This window comes from Chthoniobacterales bacterium (assembly GCA_018883245.1).
GTDB lineage: Bacteria > Verrucomicrobiota > Verrucomicrobiia > Chthoniobacterales > JACTMZ01 > JACTMZ01.
The window spans coordinates 1-14,575 of sequence record VEQL01000003.1 but is presented as its reverse complement, the minus strand read 5'-3'; the positions used below and the strand labels follow the sequence as shown (position 1 = coordinate 14,575).

The window sequence follows — 14,575 nt, the reverse complement described above, 5'->3', positions numbered from 1 at the left end:
GAAAAATCAGAGCGAAAGGACCACATCCACCGGCTGGCCGGGATGCAGTTTGACCGCGACATCGGGCACCACCGACAGCTCGATAAGGAAGACGAATTTTTCCCGCATTTTCTGGCTGTAGATGACCGGCGGGGTGAATTCGGCGCGCGGAGAAACGAAAGAAACGTTGGCAGGAAAAGGTTCGGGCAAGCCGTCCACCACAACCTGCGCCGCTCCGCCGACTTGGACTCTGCCGATCGTTTCCTGCGGCACGAAGGCGCGGACCTTGAGGTTGGCGGGCGGCAGCAACGCGACGACCGGATTGCCCGCCGGAACCCAATCCCCCGCACGGTAAAGCGTGTCGGTGACCAGCGCCGCCTGCTGCGCGGATTGCCGTTTTTGCGCGAGCGTCCAGTCGGCGCGCTCCAGCGCCGCTTGCTGGGCAAGCAGATTCTGCTCGGCCGCCTTGACCAACTCGGGTCGCGCACCCAGTTTCCCCGTCTCCAACGTGGACTCCAATTGCGCCACGCGCTGCCTGTCCTCGTCGCGGGTCGTCTGCGCCATGTCCACTTCGCGGCGCGAGGTGACGCGCGATGCGAGCAGTTTTTTCTGCCGGTCCAGTTCCACCTCGGCCAGCGACAAGGACGCCTTCGCCTGTTCGAGCTGCGCCTCAATCGCGTCGATCTCGCTCGGACGCAAACCCTGTCTTGCATCGGCCAGCTGCGCCTCCGCCTGGGCGACGCGCCGCAGCGCCTCTTCCCTCGCCGCCCGCTCCGCCGTTTCGTCGAGCACGAAAAGGAGTTGCCCTTTCTCCACCTGATCCCCGCGTTTGACTGCGAGGTCTTCCAGCCGTCCCCCGAACGGCGAGGCGACATAAACAAATTCACCCTCGATGTAGCCTTGCACCCGCGCGGGATCTTCCTCCGTGCAGCCAGCAAACGCCACCGCCAGAAGAGCTAGGGCCGCGGCTCGCGCCGCCGGTGGCAACCACCCGCAGCCTTCCCGTCCGGACCTTGTCTCCTGCATACGGACAAATTACGCGCACCGCGGCGGAAAAACAGGCTGGAATCAAGGCCTTCCCCGAAAGCTTTCCCTCGGGCTTTCGATCCGCTAAGAGAGACCCATGATGCAGCGCTACTGCCTTACGATCCTTGCAACGTGGCTCGCACTGATTTCGCTAGCCGCCGCCCAAGACGCCCCCAACCAAGCCTTGGATGCGGCCAACAACATCTACATCGCCGGCGATTACCCCGCGGCTGTCACGGCCTTCGAAGGTGTGCTGAAGGACTACCCTACATCCCCGATCGTTCCCCAAGCCCAGATTCAACTGGCCTTCGCTTACTTCCTCACCGGGGCCAACGAAAAGAGCCTCGAAATATTGAAAAAATTCTCGAGCGTGCCGTCGGGCAGCACCGAACTTTCGGAGTTGGCCGCGTTGCTCGAACCGCAGGCTCTTTCCTCCCTCGCCGCATCGCTGAAAGCGGACGACCCCAAGCGCAAAGCAACCTACGAAGAGGCGGTGAAGAAATTCGGCGAGTTCATCTCGAAATATCCGCAATCGACGGAACTTGAATCTGCCTACTACGGCAGCGCCATCGCCTCGTTCCAAATCAACGACTACACCGCGGCAAAAACGGCGCTGGAGGCAAATATCAAAAAATTCCCGTCCAGCCCGAGCATCGCGGAGAGCGAAAATCTCCTCGCCCTCATCTACGCCACCGAGGGCAGCAAACTGCTCTCGCAGGAGGGCGCGGACAAAGAGGCCGCGTTCGCGCTTTATAAAAAGTCTGCCGACATCCTCCGCGGGATCATCGACAAAAAAACCGACCTCACCCTTGTCAACACCGCCCAATTCCAACTCGGCGAAATCCTGCTCAACGAGGCGGCCTTCGCACCCGAGGATCGCAAAGCCGCGCTGCTCGAAGGCGCGCGCGACGCCTTCCGCGGCGTGCTGCCGAAAGAAGATATCCTCGCCCTCCAGAAGAAAAAAATCGACGAGATCCCCGCCCTGCGCCGCGCGGCGCTCACGGCGCGAAACAAGGCGGAGCAGACACGACTCGACCGCCGCGCCGAACGCGACCGCCGGAAATTGTCGGAACTCCAAGCACGCCCCGACCAGACCGTCACCGCGCTGCAAAAAGTCGGCGAGTCATACTTCCAGCAGGGAAAATACGACGAGTCGCGGGTCGTTCTCGCCCACGCCCAACCGCTGCTCACCGACGACGATGACAAGAAGCGCAACCTTTACTTCACCACGATGACCTACGCGCTGCAGAACGCCGCCGAGCCCGCGACGAGCGGCTACGACGCATTCCAGCGCTCCCACAAAGGCGACGCCATCGCGGCCAATCTGCCCGTTGCGCTGGGCAACCTTTATCTCACCCACCCCGATCCGAAAATCCGGAATCCCGAAAAAGCCGCGGCATATTTCAAAGAGGCCGCGCAGCTCTACCCGAAGAGCCCGCTCCTCGGACTGTCCGTCGTCAACGAGGCAACCGCGCGCGCGCAGCAGGGCGACTTCGACGGCGCGCTGAAAACTTACCGCGACTTCCTCGCCACCAACCCGCCGCCCGAAGTCGGTGCCGTGGCGCAAATCGGTATCGGCAATGTTCTTAAGGAGCAACGCAAGTGGGACGAAGCCATCGCTGCCTACAAAGAGGTCATCACCAAGTTCCCCAAAGCCGCGCAGGTGGAAGAGGCCGAATTCTGGGTCGCCGTCGGGACGCAGCAAAAAGGCGACAATGCCGGCGCCCTGCCCCTGCTCGAGGCCTTCGTCCAGAAATATCCCGACACCGCGCTCACGCCGAACGCGCTTTACTCCGATGCCGCGGCCAAGCTCGCGCTCGGCAAGCAAGACGAGGGCGTCGCCACGCTCGCGCAGCTCGCCGAAAAGTTTCCCAAGAGCCAGCCTGCACCCTTCACCTATTTCCAGCGCGCCCAGATCGCCGGGACGGCGCAGAACGCCGACGAGGTCGTCCGCCTCATGCGGGAGTTCGCCGGGAAATATCCAGACGACGACAAAGTTTATTTCGCTTATGACAGCATCGGGCAGACCGAAAACAACCGCGGCAATGCGGATGCCGCCGCCGCAGCCTACGCGCAGTTTGTCGAAAAATACCCCGCAGCCCCGAAGGCCCCCGAAGCCCTCCTGAAATCTTCCGACATCCAACGCGCCGCCGCCGAACGCATGGGCCGCTACGGCGCGCTCACGCCCGAAGAGCAGGCGAAATGGAAAGAACGTATGGCGGCCTCGACCGCCGCGGTCGAGAAAATGGCGGCCGATTACCCCGACTCCGCGGACCTCGGGCTCGGACTGCGCTCGCTGCTCGCGGTGAAAAAATTCGAAGCCGACGCGGGACTCACCGACGCCGCCGGCGTGGAAAAATATTTCGAAGACTTCGCGGCCAAGGCTCCGGACGGCGCCAAGAGCAAAATCCTCTTCGCCCGCGCCGCCTTCATCAATGGCACCGACCCGAAACGCGCGCTAGAGGAAATGAACAAGGCCTACAACCCGTCACTCGTTTACGCGCCGTCCGACCTCGATCTCTACGGCCTCGCGCTCCTCGAAGCTGGCGAAGGCGACAAGGCCAAGGCCGTGTTCGAGAAAGTCGCAGCCGACTACCCCGTTCCCGCCAACACACAGCCCGCCCAGGCCACGCCCACCGTGCAGGAGGCCCAGGCAATCTCCCTCTTCGGACTCGGCCGTGTTGCGCAGGAAAACAAAGACGTGGCCACCGCCGGACAACTCTTCGAGCAGCTCAAATCGCTCTACCCGTGGTCACCCAAGGTCCTCGAAGCGAATTACGGCATCGCCCAGTCGCTCCGCGCACAAGGCAAAGCCGACGAGGCCGTTACCCTTCTCACGCAAATCGTCCGTGCCCAGAACGCCCCGTCAAAGCTGCGTGCCGATGCCATGTTGCTAGGCGGTTACATCCAGAAGGACAAGGGCCAGCGCGAGGCCGCCATCGACTACTTCATCAAGATCTCCGCTTTTTACGATGGTGTGCCCGAGGCTGCTTCCACCGGACTCTGGGAAGGCGGTCAACTCATCGAGCAGCAGGTGGCCGAACTCCAAGCCAAAGACCCGGACAAGGCCGCCAAGCAACGCGCGCAGGCCATCCGCGCCTACAAAGAACTCGCGGAGAAATTCCCCGATTCGCCCTTCGCCGCCCAGGCCAAACAACGCCTCGACGCCCTCGGCGAGAAGTGAAATGACCCGATCCGAACGCGCCGGCGAGACCCTGCGCATTCTGCGCCGCACCTATCCGGATGCGCATTGCGAGCTGAACCACGACGGTCCGTTCCAGTTGCTCGTCGCCACGATTCTTTCCGCCCAATGCACCGATGCGCGCGTGAACATGGTCACGCCGGCGCTTTTCAAAAAATATCCGGACGCCAGGCGCATGGCCGCCGCGCCGCAGGAAGACATCGAGGACCTCATCCGCTCGACCGGATTTTTCCGCAACAAGGCGAAAAACATCCGGGCCGCATCGGCAGCCCTCGTGGAAAAGCACGGCGGCAAGGTCCCACGTGATCTGGTGACATTGACGCACCTACCCGGCGTCGGACGCAAAACGGCCAACGTCGTCCTCGGCAACGCCTACGGCATCGAGGAAGGCGTCGTCGTCGATACCCACGTCGCCCGCCTGAGCAAGCGCCTCGGTCTGACCAAACACGCCGATCCGGTCAAAATCGAACACGACCTCATGAAAGTCGTCCCGCGTGAGGCGTGGACCCTCTGGAGCCATCTGCTTATCTGGCACGGGCGCCGCCGATGCTCCGCCCGCAAACCCGACTGCGCCAGCTGCGAACTCGTTTCCCTATGCCCTTCCGCTGGGAAAGTGTGACAGCGCCCCGTCAGCCCAACTTCTGCGCGAGCAGATCCCCGGCCATGGCCGGGTTGGCCTTGCCCTTGGAGAGCTTCATCACCTGACCCTTGAGGAAATTCAGCGCAGCGGCTTTACCCGCTTTGTAGTCGGCGACGGACTGCGGATTGGCCGCGATTACTTCATCGCAGAGCGCGCCGATGGCGCCGGCGTCACTTTCCTGTTTGAGACCTTTCTCTTCGACGATCACCGACGGGTCGCGTCCGGTGGCGAGCATGTCGGCGAAGACTTCCTTGGCCTGCTTGCCGTTGATCTGTCCGCCGGCGACCAGTGCGACGAGCGCGTCGAGTTGAACGGGTTTGACCGGACAATCGGCGATGGTTTTGTCCGCCGCTGAGAGAGCGCTCTGCAGATCGTTGAGGATCCAGTTGGCGATCTGCTTGCCGCGCGGCGAGCCGGATGCAGCCTGCTCGAAGTAGGCGCCCAGCTCCAGATTGTCGGCCAGCACAGCGGCATCGTATTCGCTCACCCCGTAGTCTTTTTCGTAGCGGGCGCGTTTTTGCGCGGGGGTCTCGGGCAGCATCTCCTTGGCGGCAGCGAGCAACTTCTCCGTTTTGACCGGCATGAGGTCGGGATCCGGGAAATAGCGGTAGTCGTGCGCAGATTCCTTCACGCGCATCAACTGCGTCTCGCCAAGGTCGTCGTCCCAGCGACGAGTCTCCTGCTGCAGCGCGCCTCCACCGCGAAGGACTTCGATCTGGCGGTCGATCTCGTAAGCGAGGGCACGGCGCACGCCGCTGATCGTGTTCAAATTCTTCAACTCGATCTTGGTGCCGAACTTTTCCGTGCCGACCGGACGGACGGACACGTTCACGTCGCAACGCATCTGGCCTTTTTCCATATCGGCATCGCTCACGTCGGCGTAAATCAAATGCTGCTTGAGCGACGTAAGATAGGCAAAAGCCTCTTCGGGGCTGGCGATGTCCGCCTCGGACACAATTTCCATGAGCGGGGTTCCTGCGCGGTTGAAATCGATGCCCGACGCGCTTTCGAGGTGGAAACTTTTGGCCACGTCCTCCTCGAGATGGATGCGCGTGAGGCGGATCACCTTGTCCTTGGTGGCGATGGTTTTCTGCGCGTCCTTCGGGTAGGCCAGATCGTGCAAGGGCACGCCACCGCCGAGGCAAAGCGGCATGTCGTATTGCGAAATCTGGTAGTTCTTCGGCATGTCGGGATAGTAATAGCTCTTGCGGTCGAACTTGCAGACGTCCGCGATTTTGCAATCGAGCATGAGGCCGGTGAGGATTGTCAGTTTGAGAGCCTCCTCGTTCATCACGGGCAACGCGCCAGGCAAACCGAGGCAGACCGGGCACGTGTGGGTATTGGGCGCGGCCCCGTATTCCACGGGACAAGCGCAGAACATTTTACTGCGCGTTTTCAGCTGCACATGGACCTCGAGTCCGATGGTGGCGATGTAATCCTGGCTCATGACGATGGAACCGGCGAAGGTGCAGGCTTCTGCAGGGCGTAGTCGAGCGCTTTTTGCCATTCGAACTCGGTGAACGACTTTTGCACTTCAGGATCGGAGACCACTTGGATCAGCTTGGGATTGCCGATCAAAGCGAGGTAATCCCCCCGCGACGCAGCTTCCACGATCTCGCGATCGGCAAAAAATGCGGCAAGCTTGGGCTGCGCTAAAAGTTGCTGCACCGGCGGATACGCGAGAAGCCGCGCCGCGGCGTCCGGCGATGCCCCAACCTCCACCAGCCCGGTGATGATCGAGTAGGCCTCCGCAGGAAGAATATCGACCGCATTGACCACACTGCCCGTTGTTCCTTCCTCCAGCGCCTGTTTTGCCGAGGTGAGTTGCGCGGCAGCCGGCACGGGAGGCGCGCCGAACTGACCGGCCACCGATGCTTGTCCTTCCGCCACGGCACCGAGAGCACGGAACATGGTTATGCCGCCCCAGAGGACCAGAAGTCCGAAAACCAGACCGAAGAACGATCCTCCCGCACCGTAAATCAGCCGCACGATGCCGCTTTGCTGCGATGTCTTTTTGAAAAGAAGCGACGAAAGCACCACCGCGGCAATGTAGAAAGCCAAGCCCGCCGCCAAACCAAGCAAAGCGCGCCCCATCGGAACCGGCAGCGGGATGAGGCGGTCCGCCGCAAATCCCGTCATCGACGCAAAAATCCATCCAACGCCGCCCGCTGCCGCAAGGGCTGTCACACTGATTCCGTGGCGCACCACGCCACGCCGCCAACCGCGCCACATTTCGAAAAGCAGATAAAGCCCGGCCGCGAGCCAGAGCCATGAGGAAGAGAACTGCATAAACGACCCTTTTCTAACTCATGTGGTGTTGCATTCAAACCCTGACAAAAGTGTGCGGTCAAAAAGGGACAGGTTTCTATCTGTGTGATCGGGCGGGGGTTTCGAGGCGCAAGCGTCGGGAACCGATGGCGATGCGGTCGTCGGGGCCGACGCGGGTCTGGGAGTGCTGGCTAAAGACACGGGGCCCCCAAGGGCCCTTGGAAGCGGGATGCAAAGATCGCAGCGACCCTCTTTATTGGCGAGGTTCAGGCGGCCGAGGGCGTGGAGCAGATCTCGCGATGGTTGAGACAAGCGCGCGGGGAGCCGATCCAGACGTTAGCCTCCGGAAGCGTGGCGTGTGCAATTGCCTGAATGCGGAAGACCCGACTGAAACAGACCTCCGCGCTTTATCCACCTTGCAAGTTGCTGATGATGCTGATCAGCGGGAGGAACAGAGCGATGACGATCGTGCCAACCACAACGGCGAGGAATACGATCATGATCGGCTCGAGCAGCGAAGTAAGTCCGGCAACCGTGTTATCCACTTCGTCGTCATAGACGTCCGCAATCTTCAGCAGCATCTCCGGAAGTTGGCCGGTCTCCTCGCCCACGTCGATCATGCTGACGACCATCGGCGGGAAAATGCCGCTTTTTTCCAGCGGTGCAACAATGGACTCGCCCTCTTTGACGCTGTCGTGAACGTTTTGGATGGCGTCAGCGAGGACGACGTTGCCTGCCGTGTCGCGGGTGATGTTGAGAGCCTGAAGAATCGGCACGCCGCTCGTGACGAGCGTTCCGAGCGTGCGGGTAAAACGCGAAATGGCGCTCTTTTTGACAAGGTCGCCGAACAGCGGAAGACGAAGTTTGAATGCGTCGAGAAATGTCCTGCCCTTGGGCAGTTTGGACAGCATATTGATAGCGACAACAAAGACAACAACGCCCCCGACGATCAAAAAGAGCTGTTCCTGGACGAATTTACTGAGCGTTATGACAAACTGGGTGAGAGCAGGAAGCGGCTTGCCGCCGAGCATGTCGGCGAAAATCTGCTCGAACTTCGGAACAATGTAAACGAGGAGGAACGCCATGATGGCGATGGCGATGACCAGAACGATCACCGGGTAGAACATGGCGGAGACAACCTTGTTTTTCAGTTTCTGCGCTTTTTCCTGGAAGTCCGCCAAGCGCACGAGAACAAGCTCCATCACGCCACCCAATTCGCCGGCTTTCACCATGTTGACGTAAAGCTTGTTGAAGATTTTCGGATGCTGGCTGAGCGCATCGGAAAACGTGCTGCCGCCTTGGACCGTATCGGCCAACTTCCCTATGGTGGTTCGCAGGACTTTGTCCGGCTCCTGTTTGCCGAGAACGGTCAGCCCGCGCAGCAAGGGCAATCCGGAATCTATCAGCGTGGCCAGCTGGCGCGTGAAAATCATCAGCACCTTCGGCTTGATGGTTTTGCGTTCGAGGAAGGGGATGTTGATGTTGATCTCCTTCTTCACGCCCCCGGCTTTCGCGGCCTTGGGGGCTTTGCCTGCCTTGCCCTTGGCAGCTTTCGCCGCTTTGCCTGCTTCGAGGACACTGGTCGGGAAATACCCGGCTTGACGCAACGCTTGGATGGCCTCTTGTTCGGTGCCTGCTTCGATGACGTCGTTTATCTCTTGGCCTCTGGCATCGAGGGCAGTGTAGGCAAAACTTGGCATTTGAGTGGGGAGCTAAAGACCGACATTCATAAGCGGCAGATACCACTTATCCAAGAGGAAAACGGCCCGCTCGTCAGTCCCGCAAGAAGGGGTTAGAAGTCTTCTCTCGATCGACCGAAGTTTCAGGGCCATGGCCCGGCAAGATGACCGTTTGGCCTGGCAATGGCAGGATTTTTTCTTTGATGCCGCGCAAAAGGAGCCCGCCGTCACCTCCCGGCAAATCCCAGCGCCCCACCCCGCCGCGGAAGATCACATCCCCGCCGATCAAGACCCCTTCCTCGGGCTGATAAAAGCAAATGCTGCCCGGGCAATGTCCCGGCACATCAAGGACATCAAATGTCAGGCCCGAGAGATCCTGCGCCTTGCCTTCGCCGATGATCCGGTCGGCTGCGAGCGGTTCGATGCGCAGCGGGAATCCCTGCCGCTCGAAAAAATCGGCCGTCTCGATCATGGGAACCGTTTCCTCATGGCAAAGGACAGGACAACCATGGCGGCGCTTGATCGCCGCCGCACTCGCGGTGTGATCCCAGTGTCCGTGGGTCAGAACCAACAGATCGATACGGTCCTCGGCGAAATGGGCATCCGCACCCTCGGGAGCATCGAAAAGGATATTTCCGCCCGGGGACTCGAGCAGATAGCAATTGGTTTCGTAGGGGCCACCGGTGAATCTTTTGAACTGGAGCATAGAATAGCGGTCGAAGGTAAATGCACCAATTTCCTTGCGCAACAAGGGTTTCGGGGCGACCAGTGTCGGGGTTCATTCTCATGCGCTCGCTTCTGCTGTCCATTCTGGCCGCCGGCTTCCTGTCGGCATCGGCGCCGCACCTGTCCGCCCGCGAAGACAAGAGCGCGGCGGAGATCGGCGACATCACGACCACTGTCGCCAGGATGCTGGAGTCCGCGCACTACAACCGCGTGCGACTGAACGACGAGACCACCCCGGGCACCACGCAGGCCCGCAAAGCGCTCGACCAGTATCTGGGGACGCTTGACTACAACCGCCTGTTCTTCACGCAGCAGGACATCGACGAATTTGTCGGGCGCTACGGCAACAGCCTGCAAGACGACATCATGCTGGGCAACGTCAAGCCCGCCTACGAAATCTACGACCGGTTCCTCCAGCGCGTGCAAGACCGCGTGGCCAAGATCAAAAAGCTGCTCGAAAAGGATTTCACCTTCGAAAGCGACCGCACCGTTCAAATGAACCGCGACGAAGCGCCGTGGCCGGCGAACGAGGCCGATGCCGACAAAATCTGGGCCGACCGGATCGAAGCGGAATTACTAACCGCGGTTCTGGCCGAGAAGGCCGCCAACGAAGCTGCGGCGAAGAAAGAGAAAGAGGCGGCATCATCGGGAAAAACCCCGGAGAAAAACGCCGAACCGAAGCCGGCGCTCGCCAAGCGCACGCCGAAGGAAACCGTGCTGAAGCGATACGAGCGACTGCTCAAATCGCTGCAAGAGGAGACAAGAGAGGATCAGGCCAACAATTTTCTCGCCGCGCTGACCCAAAGCTACGACCCGCACTCGGAATACATGAGCGCGCGGACGCTGGAGAACTTCGAGATCCAGATGAAGCTCAAACTTTTCGGGATCGGCGCCGTTCTGCGCAGCGAGGACGGCTACGCCAAAATTGTCGAACTTGTCCCCGGCGGACCCGCGGCAAAGCAGGGGCAATTGAAACCCAACGACAAAATCGTCGCGGTGGCCCAAGGCGACGAGGAATTCGAGGACGTGGTGGACATGAAACTCGACCGCGTGGTCGAGCGCATCCGCGGAGCCAAAGGAACGACCGTGCGCCTGCAAGTCCAACCGGCGGCCTCTCCCGACCCGACACGACTCGAGACCGTTTCCATTGTCCGCGACGAGGTGGAACTCAAGGAGCAGGAAGCCAAAGCCCAAGTGATCGATGTTCCGGATGCCGGCGGAAAAGACACCCGCATCGGCCTGATCACACTACCGAGCTTTTACGCGGACATGAATTCGAACGGCCCGTCGGCGCGCAGCACGACGAAAGACATGGCCGCCCTCATCAAGCGCCTTAAACGCGAAAACATCGAGGGGCTGATCGTGGACCTGCGCAACGACAGCGGAGGATCCCTCCCCGAGGCCATCAAGGCCACCGGGCTTTTCATACCCAAGGGACCTGTCGTGCAGGTGAAAGACACCAACGGAAAAATCACTCCGATGCACGACCCCGACCCCGGAATCTTGTGGGACGGGCCGCTCATCGTCCTCATGAACCGCCTGAGCGCCTCGGCCAGCGAGATTTTCGCCGCCGCGCTGCAGGACTACGGGCGCGCAGTTATCGTCGGCGACTCGCGGAGCTTCGGCAAGGGCACGGTGCAGGAAATGCTCAATCTCGACCCGTTCATGCCCTTCCTCTCCCGGGGCGACAGCGGCGCGGTGAAACTCACACGGCAGAAGTTCTACCGGATCAAAGGAGGCTCGACGCAACTCCGCGGCGTGGCCTCGGATATCGTTCTGCCCTCGCTCACGGACTACGCGGACGTCGGCGAGGACTCGCTCAAACATCCGCTCGACTACGACGAGGTCCCCTCGCGCATTTTCTCGCCGGCCGGCGATACAGCCGAGTTGGTGCCCCGCTTGCGGGCCGCGAGCGACGCTCGCGCCGCCGCGGATCCGGAGTTTGCCTACGTCCGCGAAGACGGCGCGCGCCTGCAGGAACGCATCAAGAAAAACGAGATCACGCTGAACAAGGAAAAACGCATGGCGGAGATCGAGGAAGAAAAAGCCCGGCGCGAGGCGCGGAACGCCGAACGCAAGGAGCGGAAAAAGCCCGACATCTCGGCTTTCGAAGTCACGCTCGACACGGTGGATGCGTCCGAGTTGAAAAAAGTCTCTCTCGACAAACCGCCCAAACGTTCGGCGGAACAGACCGAAGAGAACAATGACCCCTCCGCGCCCGATGAAGAGGAGCCCTTCGTCGATCCGGTGCGGGATGAAGGATTCCGCATCATGCAGGACCACATCCGTCTGGGCACAGAGGCTCCCGTCACGGCGAGCGCTCGCGTGCCGGAATCGGGTGCAGACACTCCGTGAGCGGAGGGGTCTCGACAAAGCCGCATGCGGCTCCTAGAAATACCGCCGCTATGAAAAGCATACTCCTCCTTGTCGGGGCTGTCCTTGTGATCGGCCTTACCGGATGCAACACGATCAGCGGCGTCGGCCAAGACGTCAGTGCCGTCGGACGCGATGTGTCCGCTGGCGCCCGCGGCGTCGAGCGCAGCATGTAAGCACCCGCTTGCATCGACAGCGCGGGACAGCCGCGCTATCGTCCCCTGCGCAAGCGCCCGTAGCTCAGGGGATAGAGCAGCGGATTTCTAATCCGTTGGTCGGGAGTTCGAATCTCCCCGGGCGCGCTCTCTTTTTTCATGAGTCCGGCCCGGACCACCACCGCCCGTTATGCGTGGCTGGTCGTGGGCCTGCTTTTCCCGGTCGCGCTGCTCAACTATCTCGACCGCCAGATGATCGCGGCCATGAAGGTCTCGGTCATGGCCGACGTCCATGGCATCACGCTCGAGTCGCAATGGGGCTATATGCTCGGGCAATTCAAATGGGTTTATGCGCTCTGCAGTCCCGTCGGCGGATATGTGGCAGACCGATTCAGCCGGCGTTGGACGATTTGCGGCAGCCTGTTGGTATGGTCTTTTGTCACTTGGGTCACCGGCCACGTTTCGAGCTACGACGGGCTGCTGTGGACGCGCACGGCCATGGGCATCAGCGAGGCGTTTTACATTCCCGCAGCACTCGCGCTCATATCGGACTACCACCGGGGCCCCACGCGGTCCCGGGCCACCGGCCTGCACCAGATGGGCATTTACTGCGGTGTCATAATCGGCGGGTTCGCCGGGTATGCAGCCGATACTCCGTCGATCGGGTGGCGCCGGGCATTCGATTTCACCGGGTTGGCCGGCATCCTCTACGCGGTTCCGCTCTGTTTTCTCCTGCGCGATGTGGCGCGCCCTGACGACGCGGGAGCAAAAACGGATTCGCCCGCGCCTTCGTTCGCCGCACTCCTGACCAACGGATCGTTCCTTCTTCTGGTGCTTTATTTCACTCTGCCCGCTCTCGCCGGTTGGGTCGTGCGTGACTGGATGCCCGCCATCCTCCAGCAGAGTTTCAACATCAGCCAGGGGTTGGCCGGCGTTTCCGCCACGCTGTATTGGCAGAGCGCGGCCATCGTTGCGGCATTCAGCGGGGGCTGGCTGGCGGACCGCTGGATGCGGCGCACCGACCGCGGCCGCATTTACGTCAGCGCCATCGGCATGGCGTTGATCATTCCCGCGCTCTTCGGTGTGGGAAATTCTCCCATTGTCGGGTCTTTCACCCTCGCGGTTGTTTCCCTCGTCCTTTTCGGCATCGGGTGGGGATTTTTCGACACCAACAACATGCCGATCTTATGCCAGATTGTGCGTCCCGAACTCCGGGCGACAGGCTATGGCATCATGAATTTTGTTAGCATCAGTTGCGGCGGTTTTGCGGATTGGGGGTTCGGCGTCATGCGGGACAGGCAGATTCCCTTGAATCTCATCTTCGGGGTTTTCGCCTGCGCTTGTGTGGTCTCGGTCGTCCTCGTGCTGCTCATCCGGCCGCGCGACACGGAGAAGTCCGCATCCGCCTGAGCTAACGGTCACCTGCCAGCGGGCATTTTCACCGAACGCAGAACAAAAAGACCCGCGGCGAAAAAGACGAGCGTGGCCAGGATCGCGGGCCGGAGCCCGAAAGCGTCGGCCAACAGGCCCATGAAAACCGGACCGATGATGGCGGCAGATTTTCCCGCCACGCCCCAGAACCCGAAAAATTCCGCGGCGCGTTCGCGCGGCGAAAGCAATGTGACAACGGCACGACTGGCAGCCTGACTGGATCCGATGGCCAGACCCGCAAGATTGCCAACCACAAAAAAGGCCGCCTTCGAGGAGCAGAAATACGCGCCCAGCGCCACCCCGCACCATAGGAGCAGGGCGACAGTCAACGCACTCACCGACCCCGCACGATCCTGCCACAAACCGCAGAGCAAAGCTCCCAAGGCGCTGCAGACCTGCAACGAAGCAAACAGCACGACATTCTCGGTGGTGGAGAATCCCAGCACACGCTCGGCATAAATCGCGGCAAACGCCACGACAGCACCGAGACCGCTCATGTAAAAGAGGAAAGAAACCAAAAACTTCAGCAGCTCCCTGTGCCGGGGCAGATCTCTTGCTGCCCGGGCGATGCTTTCCCATCCGAGTCTCCACCATGACCCGGCATGCACCTCCGGCTCTTTGCGTTCGCGCAGCAACAAGACAACCGGCACGGTGGCCAGCAGCATGAATGCCGCTGTTGCCACAAACACCCACTGCAATCGATCCGGCGCAGCCCGCATGACGATCATGGCCAAACCGAGGGCCCCGAGCCCGCCGAGGTAGCCGAAACTCCAGCCGTAGCCGGAAACACTGCCGACATTCTCCGGAGTGCTGAGTTCGCTGAGGAAGCTCGCGCAGAAATTTTCGCCGAACGAAAAAGCCGCGTAGGCGGCGATGACGAGCGCAGATGCAAGAACGACCGTGCCGGGCCCGGTGAACCACAACGCCGCCGTGGCCGCACTGCAGATCCACATCATCGCGAGCAGAAATCGCTTTTTCGCACCCGTCACATCGGCCATCACACCAAGCACCGGACCGAACACGATGACAAGCATCTGCGAAGCAGCCAGGACACCGCTCCACAAAGTGTTAGGTGCCGCGGCACCGACCGCGACGA

Annotated in this window: 11 protein-coding genes and 1 tRNA gene; 6 read left to right on the top strand and 6 right to left on the bottom strand. The window is 61.1% G+C overall.

From position 1 onward, the window contains the following. Window positions 1-6 precede the first annotated feature (6 nt). Entirely contained in the window at window positions 7-1,005 is a 999-nt protein-coding gene (locus FGM15_01525; protein MBU3664545.1) for an HlyD family efflux transporter periplasmic adaptor subunit, read from the bottom strand. Between the two features lie 97 nt (window positions 1,006-1,102). On the opposite strand from FGM15_01525, the gene FGM15_01520 reads away from it, so the two are divergent. Continuing rightward, complete coding sequence (locus FGM15_01520) at window positions 1,103-4,189, top strand: tetratricopeptide repeat protein (protein MBU3664544.1); 3,087 nt, start codon at window positions 1,103-1,105, stop codon at window positions 4,187-4,189. A gap of 1 nt (window position 4,190) precedes the next feature. Beyond that, window positions 4,191-4,826 carry an endonuclease III gene (nth, locus tag FGM15_01515; GenBank protein MBU3664543.1) on the top strand — a complete coding sequence of 212 codons (636 nt, stop codon included), beginning with the start codon at window positions 4,191-4,193 and terminating at the stop codon, window positions 4,824-4,826. 10 nt (window positions 4,827-4,836) lie between these two features. Here nth and gatB read toward each other — a convergent pair whose 3' ends face one another. From gatB to FGM15_01495, 4 genes are all read right to left on the bottom strand, one after another. Continuing rightward, the gene (gene gatB, locus FGM15_01510; GenBank protein ID MBU3664542.1) at window positions 4,837-6,294 is read right to left on the bottom strand and encodes an Asp-tRNA(Asn)/Glu-tRNA(Gln) amidotransferase subunit GatB; all 1,458 of its coding nucleotides are present in this window, start codon (window positions 6,292-6,294) and stop codon (window positions 4,837-4,839) included. Beyond that, a complete protein-coding gene (locus FGM15_01505; GenBank protein ID MBU3664541.1) occupies window positions 6,291-7,136 on the bottom strand; it encodes a hypothetical protein in 846 nt (281 codons plus the stop codon). The genes gatB and FGM15_01505 overlap by 4 nt, the downstream gene beginning before the upstream one ends. A gap of 386 nt (window positions 7,137-7,522) precedes the next feature. Next, a complete protein-coding gene (locus tag FGM15_01500; protein ID MBU3664540.1) occupies window positions 7,523-8,815 on the bottom strand; it encodes a type II secretion system F family protein in 1,293 nt (430 codons plus the stop codon). 73 nt (window positions 8,816-8,888) lie between these two features. Further along, a complete protein-coding gene (locus FGM15_01495; protein MBU3664539.1) occupies window positions 8,889-9,500 on the bottom strand; it encodes an MBL fold metallo-hydrolase in 612 nt (203 codons plus the stop codon). A 20-nt stretch (window positions 9,501-9,520) separates the two neighbouring features. Here FGM15_01495 and FGM15_01490 point away from each other — a divergent pair, with 20 nt between their 5' ends. The 4 genes from FGM15_01490 (at window position 9,521) to FGM15_01475 (ending at window position 13,458) form a co-directional block, all read left to right on the top strand. Next, window positions 9,521-11,875 carry a tail-specific protease gene (locus tag FGM15_01490; GenBank protein MBU3664538.1) on the top strand — a complete coding sequence of 785 codons (2,355 nt, stop codon included), beginning with the start codon at window positions 9,521-9,523 and terminating at the stop codon, window positions 11,873-11,875. A 50-nt stretch (window positions 11,876-11,925) separates the two neighbouring features. Then, window positions 11,926-12,069, top strand: a complete 144-nt coding sequence (locus FGM15_01485) for an entericidin A/B family lipoprotein (GenBank protein MBU3664537.1) — start codon at window positions 11,926-11,928, stop codon at window positions 12,067-12,069. A 53-nt stretch (window positions 12,070-12,122) separates the two neighbouring features. Beyond that, window positions 12,123-12,195 (top strand) — tRNA-Arg (locus tag FGM15_01480). A 12-nt stretch (window positions 12,196-12,207) separates the two neighbouring features. Continuing rightward, window positions 12,208-13,458, top strand: a complete 1,251-nt coding sequence (locus FGM15_01475) for an MFS transporter (protein ID MBU3664536.1) — start codon at window positions 12,208-12,210, stop codon at window positions 13,456-13,458. A gap of 8 nt (window positions 13,459-13,466) precedes the next feature. Here the strand turns inward: FGM15_01475 and FGM15_01470 are convergent. Next, window positions 13,467-14,575 (bottom strand): MFS transporter (locus FGM15_01470; GenBank protein MBU3664535.1); only part of this gene is annotated, 1,109 nt, incomplete at its 5' end.

Coding starts and splice junctions, on each gene's coding strand:
- FGM15_01525 (MBU3664545.1), bottom strand. CDS start 1,005: ATGCAGGAGACAAGGTCCGGACGGGAAGGCTGCGGGTGGTTGCCACCG.
- FGM15_01520 (MBU3664544.1), top strand. CDS start 1,103: ATGATGCAGCGCTACTGCCTTACGATCCTTGCAACGTGGCTCGCACTG.
- nth (MBU3664543.1), top strand. CDS start 4,191: ATGACCCGATCCGAACGCGCCGGCGAGACCCTGCGCATTCTGCGCCGC.
- gatB (MBU3664542.1), bottom strand. CDS start 6,294: ATGAGCCAGGATTACATCGCCACCATCGGACTCGAGGTCCATGTGCAG.
- FGM15_01505 (MBU3664541.1), bottom strand. CDS start 7,136: ATGCAGTTCTCTTCCTCATGGCTCTGGCTCGCGGCCGGGCTTTATCTG.
- FGM15_01500 (MBU3664540.1), bottom strand. CDS start 8,815: ATGCCAAGTTTTGCCTACACTGCCCTCGATGCCAGAGGCCAAGAGATA.
- FGM15_01495 (MBU3664539.1), bottom strand. CDS start 9,500: ATGCTCCAGTTCAAAAGATTCACCGGTGGCCCCTACGAAACCAATTGC.
- FGM15_01490 (MBU3664538.1), top strand. CDS start 9,521: ATGCACCAATTTCCTTGCGCAACAAGGGTTTCGGGGCGACCAGTGTCG.
- FGM15_01485 (MBU3664537.1), top strand. CDS start 11,926: ATGAAAAGCATACTCCTCCTTGTCGGGGCTGTCCTTGTGATCGGCCTT.
- FGM15_01475 (MBU3664536.1), top strand. CDS start 12,208: ATGAGTCCGGCCCGGACCACCACCGCCCGTTATGCGTGGCTGGTCGTG.